Consider the following 22370-nt stretch of genomic DNA (forward strand, 5'->3'; position numbering starts at 1 on the left):
GGGTTCCGGACCAGCACGCGCAATCGATCCGATAACGACTGAGCAGGATGCGCAATCGCGCGACGGCCCGGGTGCTACCGTCTCTCTCTATGGCCTCCCTCGATCACGTCGATCTCGAGCTCCTCGCCGCGCTCTCCGAGGACCCGCGGGCGACGGTCGTCGCGCTCGCGGAGCGCCTTCGCCTCTCCCGCAACACCGTGCAGGCCCGCATGGCGCGCCTCGAGCGCGCGGGCGTGTTCCACTCGTTCGAGCGCGCGATCTCGACCGAGGGCCTGGGCTTCCCGCTCCAGGCGTTCCTGTCGATCGGCGTGCGCCAGCCCGAGCTCCCTGCGATCACGGACGAGCTGCGGCGCATCCCCGAGGTCATCCAGGTCTACGGCGTGAGCGGGCAGGTCGACCTGCTCGCGCTCGTCGCGTGCCGCGACGCGCGCCACCTCTTCGACGTCGACGCCCGCATCCTCTCCGTCTCGGGCGTCGAGCGCACCGAGACGTCCCTCGTGATGAGCGAGGCCATCCCCTACCGCGTGAGCGGCCTCATGGAGCTCGCGCGCCGCGAGCGCTGAGCGCGCCTCACACGAACGAGCGGATGGCCTCGGCCGCTTCCGCGGGCCTCTCGTAGTGGATGAGGTGGCCGACGTCGGCCAGCTCGACGAGCCGCGCATCGGGGAACAGCCCGCGCAGCGCGCGCTCGGCCTCGATCGGCGTGATGTCGTCGCGGTCGGCGGCGATGAGCAGCGTGGGCTGGGCGATGCGCGGGGCGAACGCGCGCACATCGTGCGACACGCTCGTGACGAACGCCTCGCGCAGCGCCTGCCGGTCGGAGAACCTCGAGAAGAAGCGATCATGCTGGTCGTGGATCCAGCGGCGCAGGGCCCTGTCGCGCGTCTTCGCCATCGCGATGCTCATGATCCGCACGATCACCGGCCAGCGCAGGAGCCACGTGCCGACGGGATCGGGCAGCCGAGCGCCCGCCGCGTAGTAGAGCACCGCCAGGCGCGTCATCACGCCCCGGGGTCCCTCGAGCGCGGGCGCGCCGATCGGGTTCACGAGGATCAGCCGCGGTGTCGGCAGTCCGCGGGCGACGGCCGCGGACGCGACGATCGATCCGAACGAGTGCCCGAGCACGACGGCGCCCGGCGCGACCTCGGCGGCGAAGGCGGTGAGCCACGCGACGAACGCATCCAGGTCGAGGGGCCGGCCCGGCACGGGCGGCGTCTCGCCGAAGCCCGGCAGGTCGGGCATGACGACGCGCACGCCGGGCAGATGCGCGACGACCGGCTCGAGCCCGTGGTGGTCTCCGCGGAACCCGTGCACCGCCAGGATGCTCGTCTCGGCGTCGTCGGGCCCGTACACCCAGTAGGCCGTCCGCGTGCCCAGGACCTCGACCTCCGCGCGGCGGACGGGGATGCGGGCGAGGCGGGACGCGTACGGGGAGGCGACGGGCACCGCACGAGTCTACGTTCGCCGGGGTGGCATACGCGGGTTTGTCCCCGCTGCGCCCTACATTCTCCCTATGGCGACATCATGGCCGGATCCGCCGCCCCTGTTCGAGCTCGATGACGCGGGCGAGCGCCCCACCTGGTTCGCCGCGCCCGGCGGGCGCCTGGATCGCCTCGGGGTGTTCGACCTCGAGACGACGGGCGTCGACGTCGAGTCCGACCGTATCGTCACGGCCTACGTCGGACTCCTCTCGGCCGACGGCACGGTCCTGCGGTCGCGTCACTGGATGGCCGACCCGGGCATCGACATCCCCGAGGGAGCGACCGCGGTCCACGGCATCACGACCGAGCGGGCGCGCGCGGAAGGGCGGCCGGCAGCCGAGGTCGTCGCCGAGGTCGTGTCGGCGCTCCGCGCGATCTTCGCCGAGGGCGTGCCGATCGTCGCGTACAACGCGCCCTTCGACTTCTCCCTGCTCAAGCACGAGGCCCTGCGCCACGGCGTCGAGCCGATCGCGTCGCCCACCCCCGTGCTCGATCCGCTCGTCGTCGACAAGACGTGCGACCGGTATCGCCGCGGCAAGCGCACGCTCGCGACCGTCGCGGCGCACTACGACGTGGTCCTCGAGGCCGCGCACGACGCGTCGGCCGACGCCGTGGCCGCGGGGCGGCTCGCCTTCGCGCTCGTCGAGCGCTACGCGGGGATGCTCCCCGAGGATGTCGCGGAGCTGCACGACCGGCAGATCGGCTGGGCGCGCGAGCAGGCGGAGAGCCTCACCGAGTACTTCGTGAAGATCGGCCGGCTCGACCCCGCCGACGCGCTCGACGGCAGCTGGCCGATCCGCTGAGGATCAGGACGACGAGCGCGCGCGCCACTCCTCCCAGCTCGCCATGAGCTGCTCGATGGCGGCGTGGAACTTCGCCGTGGCGATCCCCGGCGTCGTGTCGCCGAAGTAGTGAGCGACCCAGTGCGCGAGGCGCTGCGCTGCCTCAGGGTCCTCGCGCACGCGCTCGACGTGCGCGACGATGTCCGGGGCGTCGGCCGGCTCGAGCCATTCGCACGCCGACAGGTAGCCGCCCTCGTCGATCTCCGCAGCGGGGTCGGCGGGCCTCGTGATGAGCAGGGGCTTGCCGACCGCGAGCCGGTCGTAGACCATCGCCGAGATGTCGACGATCGCGACATCGGCCGCCGCGAGCTGCCATCCGAGCTCCGGCCGATCGTCGTAGACGTGCTGCGCGGACGGGTCCTTCTGGTTGGCCGCGCGGATGGCCTGGATGATCCGCTCGTTCGCCTCCCCGAACGCCGCGTTCACGACACCGCTGCGCGGATGCGGACGGTAGATGACGCGGTGGCGGCCGGTCGCGAGCAGCGCCGCGACGAGCGCCTCCCCGTGCGACGCCACCGAGCCGTAGCGCGCGGCGGGGCGGTCGCCCTCCCAGGTCGGCGCGTAGAGCACGACCGTGCGCTCGTCGGGCGTGTAGGGCAGCTCGCCCGAGTAGTGATCGGCCTGCGGGCGGCCGATCTCGATCGTGCGCGCATCGACGTCGTAGTCCCACAGCACGCGGGAGAGGCGGTCGCGCGCCGCCTGGCCCGCGACGAGAGCACGGTCGTAGGCCTTGTACTGATTGGTCGTCATGTACATCTTGTCGGACTCGCCGTGGTTGATGAACACGTGCCAGCGCTCGCCGTACCGGAACATCTGGAAGTTGCGCGTGTTCTGGTTCACGTAGAGCACGATGCGGATGTCCTGCGCCTCGAGGAACCGCTCGATGCTCGTCACGCTCGGGGTGAACGCCACCGGCAGCGCGCCGTCGTCGAGAAGCGCCTGCGCCCCGAGCGAGTTGCGCGCCATGACGACGACCGGCCAGCGCTCGGCGAGCTCCTGCAGCGGTCGGTACCACTGGCGCATCTGGTACATGTTGACCGCGCCGTCGGCGAAGTACACCGCGATCCGGAACCTCCGCGGGGTGAGCGGGGGCCGCGTGGCGAGCGTGCGGCGCACCGTCCTGTGTGCGTTCCGCGTCGCGACGGCCTTCCGGAGGAGCTTGATCGCCTTCTTCACATCGCGCGTCACACCCACCCGACCAGGCTACCGGGGGCTTTCCCGGCGGCCGTCATGGGATGATCGTCGAATGCGTAACGATCCCCTGCCGGGCCCCCGCGCGCCTCGGAGGGACGCGCCGTCGGTCCCGCTCGACGCGGGTGTGTCGTTCGTGATGCCGGTTCTCAACGAGGCCCCGTACCTGCGCCGCGCGGTCGAGTCGACCCTCGCGCAGGAGATCCCCGGGCCCGTCGAGCTCGTCCTCGCGCTCGGACCCTCGTCCGACGGCACGACCGAGCTCGCGCGCGCTCTCGCGGAGGAGGACGAGCGCATCGTCCTCGTCGACAACCCCGCCGCCGACATCCCGGTCGGGCTCAACGCGGCCATCCGCGCGAGCACGCACCCCACGATCATCCGCGTCGACGCCCACTCGGAGCTCACGCCGGGCTACGCGGCCCGCGCTCTGGAGACGCTCGCCCGCACCCGCGCGGGCAACGTCGGCGGCGTCATGCGGGCAGACGGACGGACGCCGTTCCAGCGCGCAGCCGCCTGGGCGTACAACTCCCCCGTGGGGCTCGGCGGCGGCGCGTACCACGGAGGGTCGCGCGAGGGCGAGGCCGAGTCGGCGTACCTCGGCGTCATGCGACGCGCCGTTCTCGAGGAGGTCGGGCTCTTCGACGAGACCATCCGCCGCGGCGAGGACTGGGAGCTCAATCTGCGCATTCGCACGGCGGGCTACCGCGTCTGGTTCGATCCCGCGCTGTCGGTGACCTACTGGCCGCGCGAGCGGTGGACGCGCCTCGCGCAGCAGTTCCTCGCCACCGGCCGCTGGCGCGGTGAGCTCTTCCGCCGCTACGGACGCCGCAACTCGCTCAAGTACTTCGCGCCGCCCGCGCTCGTGATCCTCGTGGCGCTCGCCGCGATCAGCGGGGCGCTGCAGCTCGCCGGCGTGCCCGCGCCCGGTCTCGCCATCGCGACGTGGGCCCTGTGCGCGCCGCTCGTCGCCTACGCCGCGCTCGTCGCGGCGGTCGCGATCGGCGCGCGGGCGCCCGGGCCGTTCGGATGGCGGGAGCGGGCATGGCTGCTCGCGGTGCTGCCGACCATGCACCTGTCGTGGGGAACCGGGTTCCTCACGGGCGCGGTGCGCGGCGCGCACGACACCGTCGACACCTCGCGCCTCTCCGGGCGCAACACGCCGCTGCCGTAGCGGGTCAGCCGACCGGCAGGAGCCCCTGGTCGATGAGGCGCGCGACCACGCGCTCGGCGGCACGGCCGTCCTCGCGCGCGTTGAAGGCGCGTCGCCACGCCGCGTAGCGCTCGGCGTACTCCGCGGGATCCGCCGCGAGCGCGGCGAGGAGGCCGTCCATGTCCTGCACGAGCGGGCCGGGGGCGCGCGCGGCGAGGTCGAAGTAGAACCCGCGCAGAGCGCCCCGGTAGTGGGCGAGATCGGGCACGAGGAAGTACATGGGCTTCCCCGTGACGCTGAAGTCGAACATCACCGACGAGTAGTCGGTGATGAGCGCATCGGCGGCGAGGAGGAGCTCTGACGTGTCGGGGTACGCCGTGACGTCGACGACCCGCGGACCCGCGACGTCGCGCCCGGGGATGAGGGTGCGCGAGTGCCCGCGGACGAGCACGACGGCGTCCGCCTCGACCGCGAGTCGCGCCGGGTCGATGAACGCCACGATCTCGTCGCGGTCGTCGCGCCAGGTCGGCGCGTACAGCAGCACGCGCTCCCCCGGCTCGATGCCGAGGCGCTCGCGCACGGCGAGCGGGTCGCCCGTGACGAGCGCGTCGTTGCGCGGGTAGCCCTCGACCCAGACGGGCTTGCGGAAGAAGGCGTAGGCGCGCGCGAGGATCCTCGCGGCGTACGGATTCTGCGCGAGGAGCACGTCCCACCGGCGCGACTCCTTGATGACCGCTCCCCATCGGCGCGGCGCGAACCCCTTGCGGTGGAGGGCGAGGCGCTTGAGCGGCGTGCCGTGCCAGGTCTGCAGCACGCGCTGGCCATCACGGCGGGCGAACGCGCGGCGGAGCCAGTCGTTGACGATCACGAGCTTCGCGACGCTCCGGGCGCGCCACCACTCGGGGCTCCCCTCGACGACCGCGACCGCGCCTTCCGGGACCGCCACGGAGAGATCGACCACGCTCCAGTAGCGGGTGACCCCCGGGGCGCGGAGCGCGATCTCCCGGTCGAGCGCGAGCGGGTTGCAGCTCGCGCTGCGCCCGTAGAAGCTCTCGAAGAAGACCGCGTCCTCGAGCGGCGCGGTGTGCGAGAGGTAGCGGCGCTCGAGCGAGCCCTGCGCCTCTCCGCCGTCGTACACGGGGTCGACGGGCGGGCCGACGAGCACCGTGTCGCCGTCGAGCTGCGCGCGCAGCGTGCCCAGCATCTCCACCGGCAGCGTCGCATCGAGCTCGGCGCCGGCGACGGCCACGCGATAGCGTCCGGACGGGAGCGGTCGCTCGGGCCCGCCCCAGCGTGCGGCGACGAGCGCGAAGCGCACCGACCATCCGCCCCCGCTCGCGGAGACCGCGCCCTCGACCGCCGCGCGCGAGCCCTCGAGGCGCGCCGAGGCGGGCGCGTCCCCCTCTCCCTCCACGACGAGGGCGGGGCCGTCCTGCTCGAACCGGGCGGTCGTCATCGGTTTCCTCTCCTCGGGCCCCTGGCCCGCGCGCGTCGAGCGACGATCGCATCGTGCACACGGCGAGCGCTGCCGCCGTCGCGGAACGCGTGCACGCGCTCGCTCAGTCTCGCAGACCGCGCGGTGCGATCTGCGAGCGCCGCGGGGTCGGAGGCGACCTCCGTCAGCTGCGCGACGAGGCCGGGCCAGCCGGTCGCGTAGTCCTCGCCGGCGACGTCCTCGTATCGGCCGTAGAAGCCCCGTCGCGCGCGGTACGCCTCCAGATCGGGGGCCAGGTACAGCACGGGCAGGGGCACGAGGCCCGCGTCGTACGCGAGCGACGAGTAGTCCGTCACGAGGACATCCAGTCCGGGCAGCGCCGCCGTGACGTCGCGCAGCCGATCGGAGCCGAGGTCGCGCACCCGGTCCGTCGGGAAAGGCGGCACGTACGCGCCCGCCCCCAGGCGGTGCGAGCGGACGAGCAGCACGAGGTCGGCCGCGGCGAGCGCGTCCACGATCTCGCGCCACTCCTCGGCCGTGGGAACGGCCGGGTCGGGCTCGCCGTCGCGCCAGGTCGGGGCGTAGAGCACGAGACGCGCGCCGTCGGGAAGATCGCCGACCGCCGCACGCAGGAGCTGCCGCGCGCGAGCCCTGCGCTCGTCCGCGGTGCCCGCGCTCAGCACGTCGACCCGGGGCTCCCCCGTCACCACCACGCGGTCATCCGGCAGCGCGAATGCCGACTCGAGGCGCCCCCGCACGAGGTGCGACGCGGCAGGGAGCAGCCGGATCCGGCGCTGCGCTCCCCGATACAGCCGGGCCAGCAGCCCGCGGACGAGCGTCGAGTCGGGCAGCAGCGCCGAGCGGACCGTCTCGGGCGAGTCGAGGCCGATGCGCTTGAGCGGGATGCCGTGCCAGAGCTGCACGAGGAATCCGCCCGACACGGCATACGGGTTCACATCGCCCGTGCCGTAGGACACGACGAGGACGCCGCCACGCGCGGTCGCCCAGAACCCGCGCCAGGAGAGCTTCGGGAGGGTCGGGATGCCCCGCGCGGCCGCCTCCTCCGCCTCGCGCGAGTCCGACGTCAGCCACACGGCACGGTGACCCTCGGCGGCCGCCACCTCCCACAGCGCGAGCGGCCCGTCGCCGACGCCCGCGCCGCATCCGAAGACCCAGCGGTCGCCGCGCGGGATCGCGAGCGTCGCGATCCTCCCCAGCGCATACAGGGGCAGGCGCAGGAGCTTCGCCGCGTTGCCCGCACCGAACGAGAAGGACGCCACCCCACGAGCGTACTGGTGGGGCGGCGTCCTTCCGGTCAGCCCGCTCTCACGGGCGCGGGGTGGTCACTCGAGGGTGCCGAGCTCGACCGTCGCGGTGTGCTCCTCGCCGTCGCGGACGTAGACCACCTCTGCCTCGCTGCCGCCGGCGGCCGCGCGGACCTGGGCGGTGAGGTCGACGGCGTCGTTGATCTTGGCGCCGTTGAACCGCGTGACGATGTCGCCCTCCTGCAGTCCGGCGGCCTCGGCGGCACCGCCCTCGACGACCTCGGCGATGTACGCGCCCGTGATGGTCGCGCCCTCGACCTGGCTCGAGGGCTGCACGCTCGCGCCGAGGAGGCCGTGCGTCGCGGTGCCGTTCTCGATGATCTCGTTCGCCACCCGCTCGACGACGTTCGACGGGATCGCGAAGCCGACGCCGATCGATCCGGACTCCGACGAGCTCTGATCGGCCGTCGCGATCGCGACGTTCACGCCGATGAGCTTGCCCTCGCTGTCGACGAGCGCGCCGCCGGAGTTGCCAGGGTTGATCGCGGCGTCGGTCTGGATGACCGAGATCGCGATGGACTCGCTCGCCTGCGCCTGCTGGTCCTCCTGGCCGGGGATGTCGAAGAACCAGGGACTCGATCCCTCTCCCTGCCCCTCGTCCTCGCCCTCGACGCTGTCGCCCTCGGGCGCCGCGGCCGACGCGATCTCGATGCTGCGGTTGAGCGCGCTCACGATGCCGGTGGTGACCGTGTTGGCGAGTCCGAGGGGCGCGCCGACGGCGACCGTCGTGGCGCCCACGTTGAGCTTCGACGAGTCGGCGAACTCGATCGGCGTGAGACCGGACGCGCCCTCGAGCTTGATCACCGCGAGGTCGTACGTCGGGTCGGTGCCGACGATCGTGGCGTCGTAGATGCGGCCGTCGCTCGCCGTGACACGCACGGTCGCGTCGGCCGCCGTGCCGCCGAGGGTCACGACGTGCGTGTTCGTGACGACGTAGCCGTCCTCGCTGATGACGACGCCCGATCCGCTGCCCGACGACTGCCCGCCGGCCACCTCGATCGTGACGACGCTCGGCAGCACCTCGGTCGCGACCGCCGTGGCCTCGTTGACCGACCCGGGGTTGTTCACCGTGATATTCGACGGCGCGCTGCCCGACTCCGCGACCGATCCGCCGCCGGCCGTCAGGGAGTTCGAGACCCAGCCGCCGCCGAAGCCCGCGCCGCCGCCGACGAGAGCGGCCACGAGGATGGCCGCGGCCACGCGGCCGCCGCCCTTCGACTTCCGCTCCTCCGCGCGCGGCTGCGGCGCCCACACGGCCTGCGGCGCGCCGTCGTGCGGAAGCGGCTGCGTGGGCTGCGTCGCGCCGAACGCCGCGCCCTGCCCCTCGCCATGCGCCTCGTACGCGCTCTGCGCGCGGTAGGGAGCCCCCGGGTGACCGGGAGCGGCGTGCGGCGGAGCGGCGTGCGGCGGCGTCGGCTGCGCGGGAGCCTCCTGCGGCCGCCCGTAGCCCGTCGGCGGCGCCGGCCGCGGCGGGATGTTCAGAGGGGTGTCTTCGGAACGCTGCTCGTCCATGGGTGCTCCTTCTTCCACGTCCTCTTCAGGGTGATCCCGCAGTCTGTGTGCTTCCTATGATGCGCGTATGCCGCGGGCGTGACTTCGCGCGCGGGTAGCCTGAGCGGATGCGACACGTCAGCGGCGCCTGGAGGCGCACCGCCGCAGGAGCCGGGCTGCTCGGGGCAGACGGCTCGCCCGCCCCCACGATCTTCGCCGAGATGTCGGCCCTCGCGACCGCCACGGGCGCCCTCAACCTCGGGCAGGGCTTCCCCGACGAGGATGGCCCCGCCGAGGTGCTCGACGCGGCGCGGGCGGCCATCGCCGGGGGCCGCAACCAGTACCCGCCGGGGCGCGGCGTGCCCGAGCTGCTCGAGGCGATCGCCGAGCACCAGCGCCGCTTCTACGGGCTGGAGCTCGATCCCGCGCGGGAGGTGCTCGTGACGGCCGGCGCGACCGAGGCGCTCGCCGCGACGCTGCTGGCGCTCGTGGACGGGCCCGACGACGAGGTCGTCGTCTTCGAGCCGCACTACGACTCCTACGCCGCGTGCGTCGCGCTGTCCGGGGCACGCTTGCGCACCGTGCCGCTGCGCTGGCCCGACTTCCAGCCGGACCTCGACGAGCTCGAGGCGGCCGTCACCGACCGCACCCGGATCATCCTCGTGAACGATCCGCACAACCCCACGGGGGCGGTGTTCTCGCGGGAGGCACTCGAGCGGATCGTGGCGCTGGCGGACCGCCATGACGCCGTCATCGTCACCGACGAGGTGTACGAGCACCTCGTGCACCACGGTCCGCATGTGCCCATCGCGACGCTGCCCGGCGCCGCAGCGCGCACGCTCACCATCTCGTCTGCGGGCAAGACCTTCCGGACGACCGGGTGGAAGATCGGCTGGGTCTCGGGGCCGGCCGAGCTCGTGGACGCGGTTCTCGCCGTCAAGCAGTTCCTCACGTACGTCAACGGCTCGCCGTTCCAGCCCGCCATCGCGGTCGGGCTCGGCCTGCCCGACGCGTTCTTCCGCGGGGTGTCCGCCGACATGCGACGCAAGAGCGAGATCCTCGGCGAAGGGCTGCGCGCGGCGGGCTTCGACGTCTCGACCCCGGCCGGCTCGTACTTCACCGTCGCGGATGCCGCGGCTCTGGGCGCGAGCGACGCGGCGGAGTTCTGCCGCGCGCTCCCCGAGCGCGCGGGCGTCGTCGCGATCCCCCTCACCGCGTTCGCGACGCGGGAGCGGCGCGACGAGTACCGCACGCTCGTGCGCTTCGCCGCCTGCAAGCGGGACGAGGTCCTCCAGGACGCGGCGACCCGCCTGAGCGCGCTGCGGAGCTGAGGCTCAGCGCGGGGCCACGCGGTAGCGCCGGAGCGCGAGCGCCGGGTTGACCCGCCGCACGTTGTCGATCGCCGATCGCTCGGCGAATGCCACGGCGACGTCGGTCGTCGTGCCCACGCTCGCGACCGCCGTCCCCTGCGGGTCGACGATGAGCGAGCTGCCGACCGCGAGCGGAGGCGTGTGGTCGGCCGCGGCGACGTACATCGTGTTCTCGATCGCGCGCGCGGTGACGAGCGTCCGCCAGTGATGCTCCTTGAGCGGACCGCGCACCCACTGCGCGGGAACGAGCGCGACGTCGACACCCGCATCCGCGAGGACGCGCGCCGACTCGGGGAAGCGCAGGTCGTAGCAGGTCATGAGGCCGCACACGAGGCCGTCGACCTCGAACGTCTCGGGCTCCGTCAGCGCCCCCGGCTCCACCCAGTCGGACTCGCGCTGACCGAACGCGTCGTAGAGGTGGGCCTTGCGGTACGTCGCGCGCACGCCATCCGCGTCGACCGCGACGACCGTGTTGCGCACGCGACGCGGGTCGTCGGCGCGCTCGAGGAGCCCCGCCACGATCACGAGGCCGTGGTCGGCGGCGACGCGGGCGAGGTGCTGCGCGAACGGGCCGTCGAGCGTCTCCGCGCGTTCGACGAGCGTCTCGTCGAACGGGTGGATGAAGCTGCTCGCATACTCGGGGAAGAGGACCACTCTCGCCCCTCGCTCGGCGGCGCGCTCGGCGAGCGCCGCGATGTCCTCGCGGTTGGCGCGGGGCTCGGCGCCCGGCGAGAACTGGGCGACGGCGACTCCGACGGCGTGCTCCGACATGCCGCCAGCCTATTGCGCCGGTCGCGGGGCGGCGTCGGCGGGGGCGCCGCTCTCCCCCGGCCGCGGAGGGCGCGTGCGCAGGAGGAGCGGCAGCGCGACCCAGAGGACCAGCATCACACCGCCGAGGATCCCTCCCGCGAGCCAGGCGGCCTGATCGCTCACGACGACGTCGAAGATGAAGCCGACCACGCCGACGAGGAGGACGGAGACGACGACGAGCGCCGACAGGAGCGCGATGTGCCCGAAGCGCACGGTGAGCCCCTTCCTCCCCTCGCGGAAGAGCACGCGGTGCAGCGCGACGGGCGCCAGCGCGATCACGGCGCTCACGGCGGAGAGCACGACGAGCACGAGGTAGAACACCCGCTGGCCGGCGGTGAGGTCGGCGAAGGCCGGCTGGAACGCGAGGGCGAGGAGGAAGCCCGTGATGATCTGGGTGCCGGTCTGCAGGACGCGCAGCTCCTGGAGCACCTCGTTCCAGTTGCGGTCGAAGCGCTCCGCCGCGCTCTCCCCCGGACGCAGTCCCGCCGCCCGTGCCGTGTCAGCCGTCATGCCCTCCATCATTCGCGCCACGCCCGGGGCGCGCAAAGGGGGCCGCTCGATTCGCCCTCTCCGCGACGCCGTGTTAGGCTGTTCATGTGCCGCGGGGTGGAGCAGTTCGGTAGCTCGCTGGGCTCATAACCCAGAGGTCGTAGGTTCAAATCCTGCCCCCGCAACCAAGTGAAGGCCCGGATCCGAGAGGATCCGGGCCTTCTGCCTTTTCTGCATGCGCTGCCTGCCCGGCGCTGGCCATCCCCTTCCTCGCGCGAGCGCAGGAGGATCCGCCCGCTGCAGGACGCCGATCGCCGCCGCCGTCCTGCAGCCATCCGATTCTCCTGCTGCGGGGCGGCGCACACGACCGGAGACGCGGAGCGGCCCCGCAGGATCGCTCCTGCGGGGCCGCGTGCGTGCGCGCTGCGCCGGCTTACTCGGCCGGGGCCTCCTCGGCCGCACCCGTGTCATCGACGAACGCGAGCAGGCGCTCGACGGCCTCGGTGAGGTCGGCGTCGGCCTCCGCGTACGCGACCATGTCGCCCTCCTCGAGCGCGGCCTTCTTCGCCTCGATCGCCGTCTGCGCATCGGCGAGAGCCTGCTCATAGGTGTCGCTCGACGGCGGCGTCGGCTGCGTCGGCTCCTCCGGCTGCTCGGGCTCGGTCGGCTGCTCGGTCTCCGGGTCGACGGGCGTGACATCCTCATCACCCGTGTCGGCACCCGAGTCGCCGCCGAACAGCTCGTCGAGCGCCTCGGCGAGGGTGTCCTCGAAGGCGAGCTGGTCGCCGAACGCGACGAGCACCTTGCGCAGGAGCGGGTACGACGTGCCGCCGGTCGACTGCACGTAGACGGGCTGCACGTAGAGCAGGCCGCCGCCGACGGGCAGTGTCAGCAGGTTGCCGAGGCTCACATCCGACGCGCCGATGGTGAGGATGTTCATCTCGTTCGCGATCTGCGAGTCCGAGTTGAACGAGTTCTGCACCTGACCCGGCCCCGGCACGGTCGTGTCGGCCGAGATCTCGAGCATCGTCAGCTTGCCGTAGTCCTCGCGCACGCTGCCGGCGTCGGCGCCCGCGTCGGAGTCGACCGCGAGGTAGCCCATGAGCACGTTGCGCGTGCCGCCGTCGGGGATGAACGTCGTGAACATCGAGAACGTGGCCTCGTCCTGCCCCGGCATCCGCATCGACAGATAGTACGGCGGCTGCAGCTGCTGGTCGCTGGTCGGGTCGTTCGGCGTCGTCCAGGCGTTGTCGCGCTGGTAGAACGCCCGGGCGTTGTCGACGTGGTACGTGCCGAGCATCGCGCGCTGGACCTTGAAGAGGTCCGTCGGGTAGCGCACGTGGCTCATGAGCTCGCCCGACATCTCGTCGATCGGCTTGATCGTGTTCGGGTAGATCTTCTGCCAGGTCTCGAGGACCGGGTCCTCCTCGTCCCACGCGTACAGCGTGACGCTGCCGTCGTAGGCGTCGACCGTGGCCTTGACCGAGTTGCGGATGTAGTTGATCTCGTCGATCAGCAGGTTCGGCGTCGGGTTGGTCGAGTCGCTGATCGCCTGCGACAGGCTGACCTGCGACGAGTAGGGGTAGGTCGCGCTCGTCGTGTAGCCGTCCACGATCCACACGATCCGGCCGTCGACGACGCTCGGGTACGGGTCGTTGTCGAGGGTGAGGTACGGCGCGGCCTTCTGCACGCGCGTGAGCGGATCGCGGTCGTAGAGGATCTGCGACTCCTCGTTCACGTAGTCCGAGAAGAGGATCTGCTCGGACTGGAACTTGAGCGCGTACAGCACGCGGTTGAAGAAGCTGCCGACGCTCGGGCCGCCGTCGCCGGAGAACGTCGTGTTCGTCTGCGACGCGCCCTCCTCGCCGGCGGGGTAGTCGAGCTCGACGGGGTCGGCGCCCTCGGGCGCTCCGACGATCGAGTACTCCGGGTTGTTCTCGCCGAAGTACACGCGCGGCTCGTACTCGAGGTCGCTCAGCGCGCCGCTGGACGGGATGCCGCCCTCGATGAAGACCGGCTCGCCCTCGTTCGTGCGCTCGTTGCCCTTGGCGGCGACCATGCCGTAGCCGTGCGTGTAGACGAGGGTCGTGTTGTTCCAGGTGCGCGCGTCGGCGTCGAGCTCGTCCATGTCGAGCTCGCGCACCGCGACCACGGTGTCCTGCGTCTCACCGTCGACCTCGTAGCGGTCGACGTCGAGCGTGTCCTCGAAGCCGTAGTACGCGCGGTACTGCTGCAGCTGCTGGACGGTCGGGCCGATGATGCCCGGGTCCATGAGGCGGATGGACGCCGTCGTGTCCGCGTCGTCGCGCAGCTGACCGGCGGCCGCGTCGGTCTCGGCCGCGAACGGCACCTTCTCGATGCCGTCGAGGCCGTACGCGGCGCGGGTGGCGTCGACGTTGCGCTGGTAGTAGTCCATCTCGAGCGCCTGCTCGTTGGGGCGGACCTGGAAGGTCGTCACGGCCCACGGGTAGCCGACGCCGATGACGAGCGAGGTCACGATGAGCAGGGCGGTCGCGATGAGCGGGTAGCGCCAGCGGCCGATGACCGCGGTCACGAAGAAGAGGATGGCCACGAGCGCCGCGACGATCGAGAGGATCGTCTGCGCGGGGATCACGGCGTTGACGCCCGCGTAGCCCGGGCCCGTGATGCGGCTGCCCTGCTCGACCATCGTGAAGTAGCGGTCGAGCCAGAGGCTGGCCGCCTGCACGAGGAGGTAGACGCCGGCCGTGATCGCGAGCTGGATCCGCGCGGGCTTCGAGATGCGCAGCTCGCCCTGCCCGATGCGGACCGACCCGTAGAGGTAGGCCACGAGCGCGGTGACGAGGAGGCTGATGAGGACGGTCGCCGATGCGAACCCGACGACGCCCGCGTAGAACGGCATCGCGAACATGTAGAAGCCCGTGTCGAGCCCGAACAGCGGGTCGGCGTCGCTCGTCGGCGTGCCGTTGGCCCACAGCCAGGCGGTCTCCCACTGCGACGAGGCCGCGAAGCCCGCGAAGAAGCCGAAGAACACCGGGATGCCCCACATCGCGAGGCGGCGGAGCGGCTCGACGACCTCCTGGTACCGGTCGAGCTGCGAGCTCAGGCGCGCATAGACCGGGCGCAGGCGGTAGGCGAGGAAGATCGCGAGCCAGACCGGCACCGCCATCCCCGCGAAGCCCACGACGAACATCACGACCCGAGCCGTCCACTGCGTCAGCAGCACCGACTCGAAGCCGAGCTGATCGAACCAGAGGAAGTCGGTGTAGAGCGATGCGAACACGAAGAAGGCGACGACGAGCGCAGCGATGACCGCAAGCGAGATCGTGACGATTCTTCGGAACGGAGACGGGGTCGTGGCCGGAGTCGGCGCTGAGGTCGAGGTCACCATTCCATCCTAGGCATGCGCATCACGCGCATCGCCCGGTCATGGGGAATGCTCAGCCGGCCGTGCACGTGGGCAGGTCGCCCGTCTCCCCCTGCGCGATCGCCTCGACGGCCGTCATGGCGTCGTCGAGTGTCTCGATCGAGAAGACCTCGAGACCCGCCGGGACATGTCCCACGACCTCGTCGCAGTTCGACGCCGGCGCGAGGAAGAAGTCGGCGCCCGCGCCGCGCGCCCCGTAGAGCTTCTGCCGGATCCCGCCGATCGGGCCGACCGTCCCCGCCGCGTCGATCGTGCCGGTGCCGGCGATCTCCTCGCCGCCGGTCAGCGACCCGGGCGTGAGGGTGTCGATGATGCCCAGCGCGAACATCGTGCCGGCGCTCGGGCCGCCGACGTCGTCGAGCTGGATCGTGACGTCGATCGGGAAGTCGAACGTCGTCGTGAGGTAGACGCCGATCAGCCACGTCGTCCTGCCGTCGACCTCGCCCTCCTCCGGCGTGATCTCGAGGTCCTCCTCCGCGCCGTCGCGCTGGACGGTGAGCGTCACGGGAGCGCCCTCGCCCTCCGCGACGATCTCCTTGAGCCGATCGATGTCGGCCACGTCCTCGCCGTTCGCGGCGACGATCACGTCGCCCTCCTCGACGACGCCGCTCGCAGGCGAGTCGTCGCTCGTGGGCCGCACGACCTCGAGGCGGGCGCCGACGTCGTAGCCCAGCTGCGAGAGCGCGGCGGCCGTCGCCTCGGCCTGCGAGTCGACCATGAGCGCGGCGTTCTGCTCCTCGCGCTGCTCGCTCGTCTGCCCCTCGGGGAACACCGCGTCGATCGGCACCACCGCGCGCGAGCCGTCGAGCCACGCGAGTGCGAGCTCGAACCACGACGGCGTGCGCTCGCGGTTGCCGACGACCTGCACGGTCGTGAGGTCGAGCGATCCCGACGTCTCGTACGTCTGCGCCCCCTCGACCGAGATGAGCGGCTTCTCCTCGCCGTCGTGGTCGGGCGCCGTCCCGATCGTGTCGTACACGGGCCCCGGCTGCTGGATGACGTACGACGTCGGCAGGAAGGTGATCGCGACGAGGGCGACGAGGGCGACCACGAGCGCCCAGATGCCCGCGACGGTGCGCCGTGACGCGGGCGAGGACGGCGTGCGGGCAGACCGGGAGTGCGGGGCGTCGATGAGTGTCACGGGGATCCTTCCGCCGTCGTTCGCGGGTGGCGTAAGCGCATCCGCCTCACTGCGGGAGGAGCACGGACCGGCGCGATTAGCCTAGATCGCACGGACCGAGACCGGCTGAAAGGCGGCTGACGTGGCTGACGACGACAGGACTCCCGACGACGACCTGCAGGAGCTCCTGCGCCGCCTCATGAACGGCGGCGCGATCGACCCCGAGCAGCTGTCGCGCATGGCGGGCATGCCCGTCGACCCGGCGACGCTGTCGCAGATGATGCAGCAGTTCCAGGGCATGTTCGCCGGCGCGCAGGACGGCTCGATCTCGTGGGACGCGACGAAGCGCCAGGCGCTCCACATCGCCAACCAGGACGGTCTCGGCGTGACGGACGGGCAGCGCACCGATCTCGACCAGGCCTTCGCTCTCGCCGGGCTGTGGCTCGGCGAGGTGACGACCCTCTCGCCGACCGCCGAGCTGCCGCGCGCGATCACGCGCGGCCAGTGGGTCGAGCAGACGCTGCCCGTGTGGCAGGAGGTGGCGGAGCCGGTCGCGACGAGCATCGCCGACGCGCTCACGGAGGCCCTGCGCTCGCAGGTGCCCGAGGAGATGCAGGACATCGTGCAGAGCGCAGGGCGCCTCATGCGCGGGGTCGGCGGCACGCTGTTCGCGACGCAGCTCGGCCAGGTCGTCGGCAAGCTCTCCCTCGAGGTCGTGAGCGGCGCGGATGTGGGGATCCCGGTGATCCCGGCCGGCAGCGCCGTGCTCCTTCCGCAGAACTTCGCGGAGCTGGGGGCCGGCCTGGAGATCCCGGAGGATCAGCTCGCGCTCTACATCGCGGCCCGAGAGCTCGCCTCGGCGCGCCTGTTCCGGCACGCGAAGTGGCTGCGCCTGCACATCCTCTCCCAGATCGACGACTACGCGCGCGGCATCAGCGTCGACACGGACGCGCTCGAGGAGATGGCGTCGCGCCTGGATCCCTCGAACCCGGAGGAGCTCCGCCAGGCGCTCGAGAGCGGCGCTCTGCTCCCCCAGCAGTCCGAGGCGCAGAAGCTCGCCCTCGCCCGCCTCGAGAACCTCCTCGCGCTCGTCGAGGGCTGGATCGACGTCGTGACCGCCGACGCGACCGCGCGCGTGCCGCATCTCGAGCGCATCGCCGAGGCCATCCGCCGCCGCCGCGCCGAGGGCGGGCCGGCCGAGGACGCGCTCGGCGCGCTCGTCGGGCTGCGCCTGCGTCCCCGGCGACTGCGCGAGGCGGCCGCCATGTGGCGCGCCGTCGGGGACGCCGTGGGCATCGCCGCGCGCGACAGCCTGTGGGACTACCCCGACCTCATGCCCACCTCGGAGGACATCGACGATCCGGCCGGTCTCATCGCGCGGCTCGAGGCGCAGGCCCGCGGCGAGCAGCCGGAGGCCGACGACATGGACGACGCGCTCGCGCGCCTGCTCGCCGAGGAGGCCGAGCGCACCGAGGGCGACGCCGACCGCGATGCGCCGGCGCCGCCGTCCGACGACGACGAGGGCCATCCGCGGCCCGAGGGCGACCAGCCCGTGTGACGTCTCCTCCACAGGCGGCCCGACCTGCGCGCGCAGGTCGGGCCGCCTGTGGACAGTCCGCTCGCGCCGGCGTCGCGCGGAGCAGAATCGCGCTATGGCGCACCTCAGCCTCGACCCCGCGCGGCTCCCGCTCTGGCGCGACGCCGCGACGATCCAGCTCGGACTCGACGGCGGCGTCCGGATCCGCGAGCCGGCGCCCTGGCAGGAGCGCCTCCTCGTCCGGCTCGCGGACGGCGTCGACGAGCACGACGACCTCGCGGGTGCGGTCGGCGTCGACGAGGTGCGCCTGCGGACGTTCCTCGCGCACATCGCCCCCGCGCTGCGGCGCGAGGAGGACCCCGGGCTCCTGCACATCCTCACCGCCGACGGCGTCTCCGCGGCGACGGTCACGGCGCTGTGCGACGCCCTCGCCGCGTGCGGATGGGCGCCGGAGTGGGTCACGCTCGCGGCCGTGAGCGTGCACGTCCCCGTCGCGCTCGTCGCCCATCACGCCGTCGCGCCAAGTGCGTGGGTGCCGCTCGTGCGCGACGACGTCGTCCATGCGCCGATCGTCTTCGCCCGCGAGAGCGCCGAGGTGGGGCCGCTCGTCCGCCCCGGCGAGACGCCCTGCCTCGGCTGCCTCGCAGCGCATGAGCGCGAGCGCGACCCGGCCTGGCCCGTGCTCGCGCTGCAGCTGCTCGCGCGCCGCCCGCCCGAGACGCCGTCGCCCCTCGTCGCGGCGACGGCGACGCTCCTGACCGAGCTCCTGCGCGCCCCGGCGGGCGACGACGCCGCGCGGTCCGCGCGCGTCAGCGGCGACGGGCGCCGGCAGTGGCGGAGCCACCGGCACCACGCAGAGTGCCTGTGCCGATCTCCGCGAGGAAGCGCGACGGCTCTCGCTGCAGCCGACCCGACGCCGACGCGCGAGGCCACGACAGCGACAGCGATCGCCCTGCGCGCGTGATGCCGACGTACGCGAGGCGCCTCTCCTCGTCGACCCCGTCGAGCGACGTCGCGTACGAGATCGGCAGGAGCCCCTCGGCGAGTCCCAGGAGATGCACGTGCGGCCACTCCAGGCCCTTGGCGGCGTGCAGGGTCGAGAGGGTCACCGTCTGCAGCGTGGGCTCGTGCTGGTCCTTCGCGCGGGCGAGAAGCCCCTCCGTGAACGCGCGGAGGGTCGTGCCCGGCGGGGCCTCCTCGGCGAGGCGCAGGATGGCGGCGCGCGCCTCCCACGCGTCGCGCAGGGCACCGCCCGCGGCCGGCGGCTCCTCGGCGTGGCCGAGGCTGCGCAGCACGTCGCGCACGAGGTCGGCGAAGCCCTGATCGGTCGGCGCGACCGACGCCCCGCGGAGGGCGAGCAGCGCCTGGCGCACCTCGGGCATGTCGAAGAACCGCCGCCCGCCGAGGACGGTCGTCGGGATCCCCCGCCGCGCGAGCGCGTCCTGGATCTCGGCGGACTGGGCGTGCGAGCGGTAGAGCACGGCGATGTCGGCCGGCGGCACCGACTCGAGCTGACGGGCGATGGCGTCGGCCACGCCCTCGGCCTCGAAGTGCTCGTCGTGGTAGCCCGTGACGACCGGCATCTCACCGGATGTCGCCGCGGCGGACGCCTCGAGCCGGAGCGCACCGGGACGACCGCGCATGAGCGCGTTCGCGACATCCACGATCGCCGGCGTCGAGCGGTAGTTGCGCTCGAGCCGCACGACCGTCGCATCCGGGTACCGGCGCTCGAAGTCGAGCAGGAAGCGCGCCTCGGCGCCCGTGAACGAGTAGATCGTCTGGCTCGCGTCGCCCACGACGCAGATGTCGCGGCGATCGCCGAGCCACAGCTCGAGGAGCCGGTTCTGCAGCGGCGAGACGTCCTGGTACTCGTCGACCGTGAAGTGGCGGTACTGCTCCCGCACGGCCCGCGTCACCTGCGGCTCCGCCTCGAGCATGCCCGCGCACGCGAGCAGGACGTCCTCGAAGTCGAGCTGCCGCCGGGAGTCCTTGAGCTTCTCATACGCGCGCATGAGGTCGACGAGTGCCGACGGGCGGATGCTGCCGACGGAGCGCTGCAGGGTCGCGTACTGCTCGATCGAGCGCATCGTGACCTTGCGCCACTCGATCTGCGCCGCGATGTCGCGCAGCGTCGCCTTGTCCGGACGCAGGCGCAGCTCGTCGGCGGCGTGCGCGAGCAGGCGCACCTTGTTGTCCACGATGGTCGGGGCGACGTCGCCCGTCACGGTGGGCCAGAAGAAGTTCAGCTGCGCGAGCGCCGCCGCGTGGAAGGTCTTGGCCTGCACGCCCTCGACGCCGAGCGCCCGCAGCCGCCCGCGCAGCTCGCCGGCCGCCTTGGCCGTGAAGGTGAGCGCCATGACGCGCTGCGGCGTGTACGCGCCCGTGTCGACCCCGTGCGCGATCCGGTGCGTGATGACGCGCGTCTTCCCGGCGCCGGCTCCTGCGAGCACGGCGACGGGGCCGCGCAGGATCGACGCTGCCCTGCGCTGCTGCTCGTCGAGGGCGTCGAGTGCGCTCACGCGGCCTCGTACCAGGCTCGGATGAGGCGGTGCGCGATCGAGACCGCGCCGGGCAGAGCGACGGGGCCGCGCCCGGCCAGGCCCTCGCCGATCTCCTCGCGGGTGAACCAGCGGACATCGAGGATCTCGGTGCCGTCGGCGCGCGCCTCGGCGTCATCGACGGCGGCCGCGTGGAACCCGAGCATGAGGGAGCGCGGATACGGCCACGGCTGCGAGCCGAGGTAGCGGATGCCGTCGACGCGGACGCCGGCCTCCTCGCGGATCTCCCGGTGGATCGTCGTCTCGAGCGACTCCCCCGCCTCGACGAACCCCGCGAAGCAGGAGTACATCCGCCCCTGCCACGAGGCGTTCGCGCCGAGCAGGAGGCGCTCTCCGTCGGCGCTCGTGATCGCGACGATCACCGCGGGGTCGGTGCGCGGGAAGTGCTCGCGGCCGCAGCCGGGGCACAGCCGAGACCATCCGGCCTGACGCACCTCCGTGCGCGAGCCGCAGGCCGGGCAGAACGGCGCGTCCACGAGCCAGCGGCCGAGGGCGACCGCGACGACGAGGACGTCGAGCTGCCCGGCGGGAAGGAGCGCGCCGGACGTCCGGATGGTGCTCCACTCCGCGTCCACGAGCAGGGCGTCGGCGTCCTGCGGGAACGCGGCCAGGAGCACCGCCGCGCCCGACGCATCGCGCCCGAGGAAGGCCCAGGTCGCGCCGTCGCGGACGTCGCCCGGCTCGACGAGCGCGAGCGCAGGCGCGGGGTCCGCCGCGACCGGGGCCGCGTCGCCGCGGACGGCGAGGACGCGCGTCGCGGGATCGGCGATCGCCGTCTCGAGCAGGCCGGGCGCGTCGCGCTCCTCCGCGCTCCTGTCGATCCTCGCAGGGGCGGAATGGACGGGCATCCGGTACCTCTCTCGCGGGCGTGGCGCGGTGGGACGAGCACGGCGGCGACCTAACCTGGTACCCATGCCACGCTCACTCCTCACTCTAGCCGCGGCCGCGACGGCCGCCGTGCCCGGTGCGGAGGTCACGGGCGTCAGGTCCCTCACGGCCGGCGGCGCCGGCCGCTTCGACGCGGCGGTCGCGACGCTCGCCGACGGGCGCGAGCTCGTCGTCCGCGTGCCCGTCGACGAGGCCGCCGAGCGCGAGATCTCGGCCGAGATCGTGGCGCTGCGCGCGCTCACGTCGGGCGTGCGCGAGCTCCTCGGCTTCGACGCCCCCGAGTTCCACGGCGCCGTGCCGTTCGACGGGACGAGCGCGGTGGTCACGGGCTACGTGCGCGGCTACCAGGTCGAGGCGAGCGAGATCCCGCCCGGGCGCGGGGTCGCGGAGTCGCTCGGCCGCGCGATGGCCGTGCTGCACGCGCTGCCCGGCTCGGTCGTCCGGTCGGCCGGGCTCCCGGTGCGCACGCCGGACCAGTCGCGCGCCGACATCGAGCGGGTGCTCGACGCCGCGGGCGCGAGCGGGCGCGTCCCCGTCCGGCTCATGGTGCGCTGGCGCGAGGCCGTCGAGGACGACCGACTCTGGGCGTTCGAGTCGTCCGTGTGCCTCGGCGGAACGCAGTCCACCTCGTTCGTGCTGACCGACGACGTCGCGGGCGTCCCGCGCGTCGCAGGCGTGCTCGACTGGCACGGCCTGTCGATCGACGACCCCGCCGTCGACCTGCGCTGGGTGGCGTCCGCGCCCGACGCCGCCGAGGACATCCACGAGGCGTACGCGGCGGCCGCGCACCGCGCGCCCGACGCCGCGCTGCGGGTGCGCGCCCGACTGCACGCCGAGCTCGAGTTCGCCCGATGGCTCGTGCACGGCCTCGAGGCGCACCGTCCGGACGTCGTCGACGACGCGGCGGCCCTGCTCGAGTCGCTGTCGGACGGCGTGCGCGACGACCGCCTGCTCGCGGGCCTCGGCGCCGCCTCGTCGGACGTCGACGACGCCCTCGCGGCGATCGGCCGAGTGCCCGAGACGACGCCGGCGGCGGTCGACACCTCGATGCAGACCGACGCGTACGACCCCGCTCAGCTCTCCCTCGACGGAGACGGCCACTGGGGCGAGCGGTGGGACGACGCGGACGCCGCCGAAGCCCGGATCACGACCGACACCGTCCCCGAGGTGCGCCTTCCGACGGCGCAGCCGGCGGACGATCCGTCGGGCGCGACGGTGCCGCTCGACATGGAGGCGTATATCGCCCAGGAGCGCGAGCAGCGCGGCGACTGACCGGC

17 protein-coding genes and 1 tRNA gene are annotated in these 22370 nt (G+C 73.0%); 7 read left to right on the forward strand and 11 right to left on the reverse strand.

Annotated features, from left to right (window positions below; translation table 11 throughout):
* Positions 1-89 precede the first annotated feature (89 nt).
* Positions 90-563: an Lrp/AsnC family transcriptional regulator gene (locus tag M1D56_RS09640; RefSeq protein WP_271172121.1), complete on the forward strand. Its 474-nt coding sequence runs from the start codon at positions 90-92 to the stop codon at positions 561-563.
* Between the two features lie 7 nt (positions 564-570).
* On the opposite strand, the gene M1D56_RS09645 is transcribed toward M1D56_RS09640, so the two are convergent.
* Positions 571-1446 carry an alpha/beta fold hydrolase gene (locus M1D56_RS09645; RefSeq protein WP_456283405.1) on the reverse strand — a complete coding sequence of 292 codons (876 nt, stop codon included), beginning with the start codon at positions 1444-1446 and terminating at the stop codon, positions 571-573.
* Positions 1447-1513: 67 nt separating this feature from the next.
* On the opposite strand from M1D56_RS09645, the gene M1D56_RS09650 reads away from it, so the two are divergent.
* Positions 1514-2284: a 3'-5' exonuclease gene (locus tag M1D56_RS09650; RefSeq protein ID WP_324014529.1), complete on the forward strand. Its 771-nt coding sequence runs from the start codon at positions 1514-1516 to the stop codon at positions 2282-2284.
* A 3-nt stretch (positions 2285-2287) separates the two neighbouring features.
* Here the strand turns inward: M1D56_RS09650 and M1D56_RS09655 are convergent, their stop codons facing one another.
* Positions 2288-3517 (reverse strand): CDP-glycerol glycerophosphotransferase family protein, encoded by a 1230-nt coding sequence (locus M1D56_RS09655; RefSeq protein WP_456283406.1) that lies wholly within the window; start codon positions 3515-3517, stop codon positions 2288-2290.
* A 136-nt stretch (positions 3518-3653) separates the two neighbouring features.
* Here M1D56_RS09655 and M1D56_RS09660 point away from each other — a divergent pair, with 136 nt between their 5' ends.
* Positions 3654-4685, forward strand: a complete 1032-nt coding sequence (locus tag M1D56_RS09660; RefSeq protein WP_456285228.1) for a glycosyltransferase family 2 protein — start codon at positions 3654-3656, stop codon at positions 4683-4685.
* A 4-nt stretch (positions 4686-4689) separates the two neighbouring features.
* Here the strand turns inward: M1D56_RS09660 and M1D56_RS09665 are convergent, their stop codons facing one another.
* The 3 genes from M1D56_RS09665 to M1D56_RS09675 all read right to left on the reverse strand — a co-directional run bounded on the left by M1D56_RS09665 (position 4690) and on the right by M1D56_RS09675 (position 8936).
* Positions 4690-6120, reverse strand: coding sequence for a CDP-glycerol glycerophosphotransferase family protein (locus M1D56_RS09665; RefSeq protein WP_456283407.1), 1431 nt, complete (start codon positions 6118-6120; stop codon positions 4690-4692).
* Positions 6117-7379, reverse strand: coding sequence for a CDP-glycerol glycerophosphotransferase family protein (locus M1D56_RS09670; protein WP_456283408.1), 1263 nt, complete (start codon positions 7377-7379; stop codon positions 6117-6119). The genes M1D56_RS09665 and M1D56_RS09670 overlap by 4 nt, the downstream gene beginning before the upstream one ends.
* Positions 7380-7442: 63 nt before the next feature.
* Positions 7443-8936, reverse strand: a complete 1494-nt coding sequence (locus M1D56_RS09675) for a S1C family serine protease (protein WP_282978001.1) — start codon at positions 8934-8936, stop codon at positions 7443-7445.
* 107 nt (positions 8937-9043) lie between these two features.
* Between M1D56_RS09675 and M1D56_RS09680 the strand changes: the two genes are divergently transcribed.
* Positions 9044-10246 (forward strand): aminotransferase class I/II-fold pyridoxal phosphate-dependent enzyme, encoded by a 1203-nt coding sequence (locus M1D56_RS09680; protein ID WP_456283409.1) that lies wholly within the window; start codon positions 9044-9046, stop codon positions 10244-10246.
* Positions 10247-10249: 3 nt separating this feature from the next.
* Here M1D56_RS09680 and M1D56_RS09685 read toward each other — a convergent pair whose 3' ends face one another.
* On the reverse strand, positions 10250-11056 hold the full coding sequence (locus M1D56_RS09685) for a carbon-nitrogen hydrolase family protein (protein ID WP_324014517.1): 807 nt from the start codon (positions 11054-11056) through the stop codon (positions 10250-10252).
* 9 nt (positions 11057-11065) lie between these two features.
* Positions 11066-11605, reverse strand: a complete 540-nt coding sequence (locus M1D56_RS09690) for a DUF6328 family protein (protein ID WP_271172130.1) — start codon at positions 11603-11605, stop codon at positions 11066-11068.
* A gap of 90 nt (positions 11606-11695) precedes the next feature.
* Between M1D56_RS09690 and M1D56_RS09695 the strand changes: the two genes are divergently transcribed.
* Positions 11696-11772, forward strand: a tRNA-Met gene (locus tag M1D56_RS09695).
* A 245-nt stretch (positions 11773-12017) separates the two neighbouring features.
* Here the strand turns inward: M1D56_RS09695 and M1D56_RS09700 are convergent.
* Together M1D56_RS09700 and M1D56_RS09705 are read right to left on the reverse strand one after the other, a co-directional pair.
* A complete protein-coding gene (locus M1D56_RS09700; protein ID WP_456283410.1) occupies positions 12018-14954 on the reverse strand; it encodes a UPF0182 family membrane protein in 2937 nt (978 codons plus the stop codon).
* A gap of 49 nt (positions 14955-15003) precedes the next feature.
* On the reverse strand, positions 15004-16131 hold the full coding sequence (locus tag M1D56_RS09705; protein WP_374727735.1) for a YlbL family protein: 1128 nt from the start codon (positions 16129-16131) through the stop codon (positions 15004-15006).
* Positions 16132-16252: 121 nt separating this feature from the next.
* On the opposite strand from M1D56_RS09705, the gene M1D56_RS09710 reads away from it, so the two are divergent.
* Complete coding sequence (locus tag M1D56_RS09710; protein WP_456283411.1) at positions 16253-17668, forward strand: zinc-dependent metalloprotease; 1416 nt, start codon at positions 16253-16255, stop codon at positions 17666-17668.
* Positions 17669-18456: 788 nt separating this feature from the next.
* On the opposite strand, the gene M1D56_RS09715 is transcribed toward M1D56_RS09710, so the two are convergent.
* Entirely contained in the window at positions 18457-20166 is a 1710-nt protein-coding gene (locus M1D56_RS09715) for an ATP-dependent helicase (protein ID WP_456283412.1), read from the reverse strand.
* Positions 20163-21053 carry an NAD(+) diphosphatase gene (gene nudC / locus M1D56_RS09720; RefSeq protein ID WP_282978012.1) on the reverse strand — a complete coding sequence of 297 codons (891 nt, stop codon included), beginning with the start codon at positions 21051-21053 and terminating at the stop codon, positions 20163-20165. Before nudC ends, M1D56_RS09715 begins: the two co-directional genes overlap by 4 nt.
* Before the next feature lie 64 nt (positions 21054-21117).
* Between nudC and M1D56_RS09725 the strand changes: the two genes are divergently transcribed.
* Positions 21118-22365 (forward strand): phosphotransferase, encoded by a 1248-nt coding sequence (locus M1D56_RS09725; protein WP_456283414.1) that lies wholly within the window; start codon positions 21118-21120, stop codon positions 22363-22365.
* The last annotated feature ends 5 nt before the right edge of the window (positions 22366-22370 follow it).

The organism is Microbacterium sp. JZ101 (assembly GCF_053903175.1).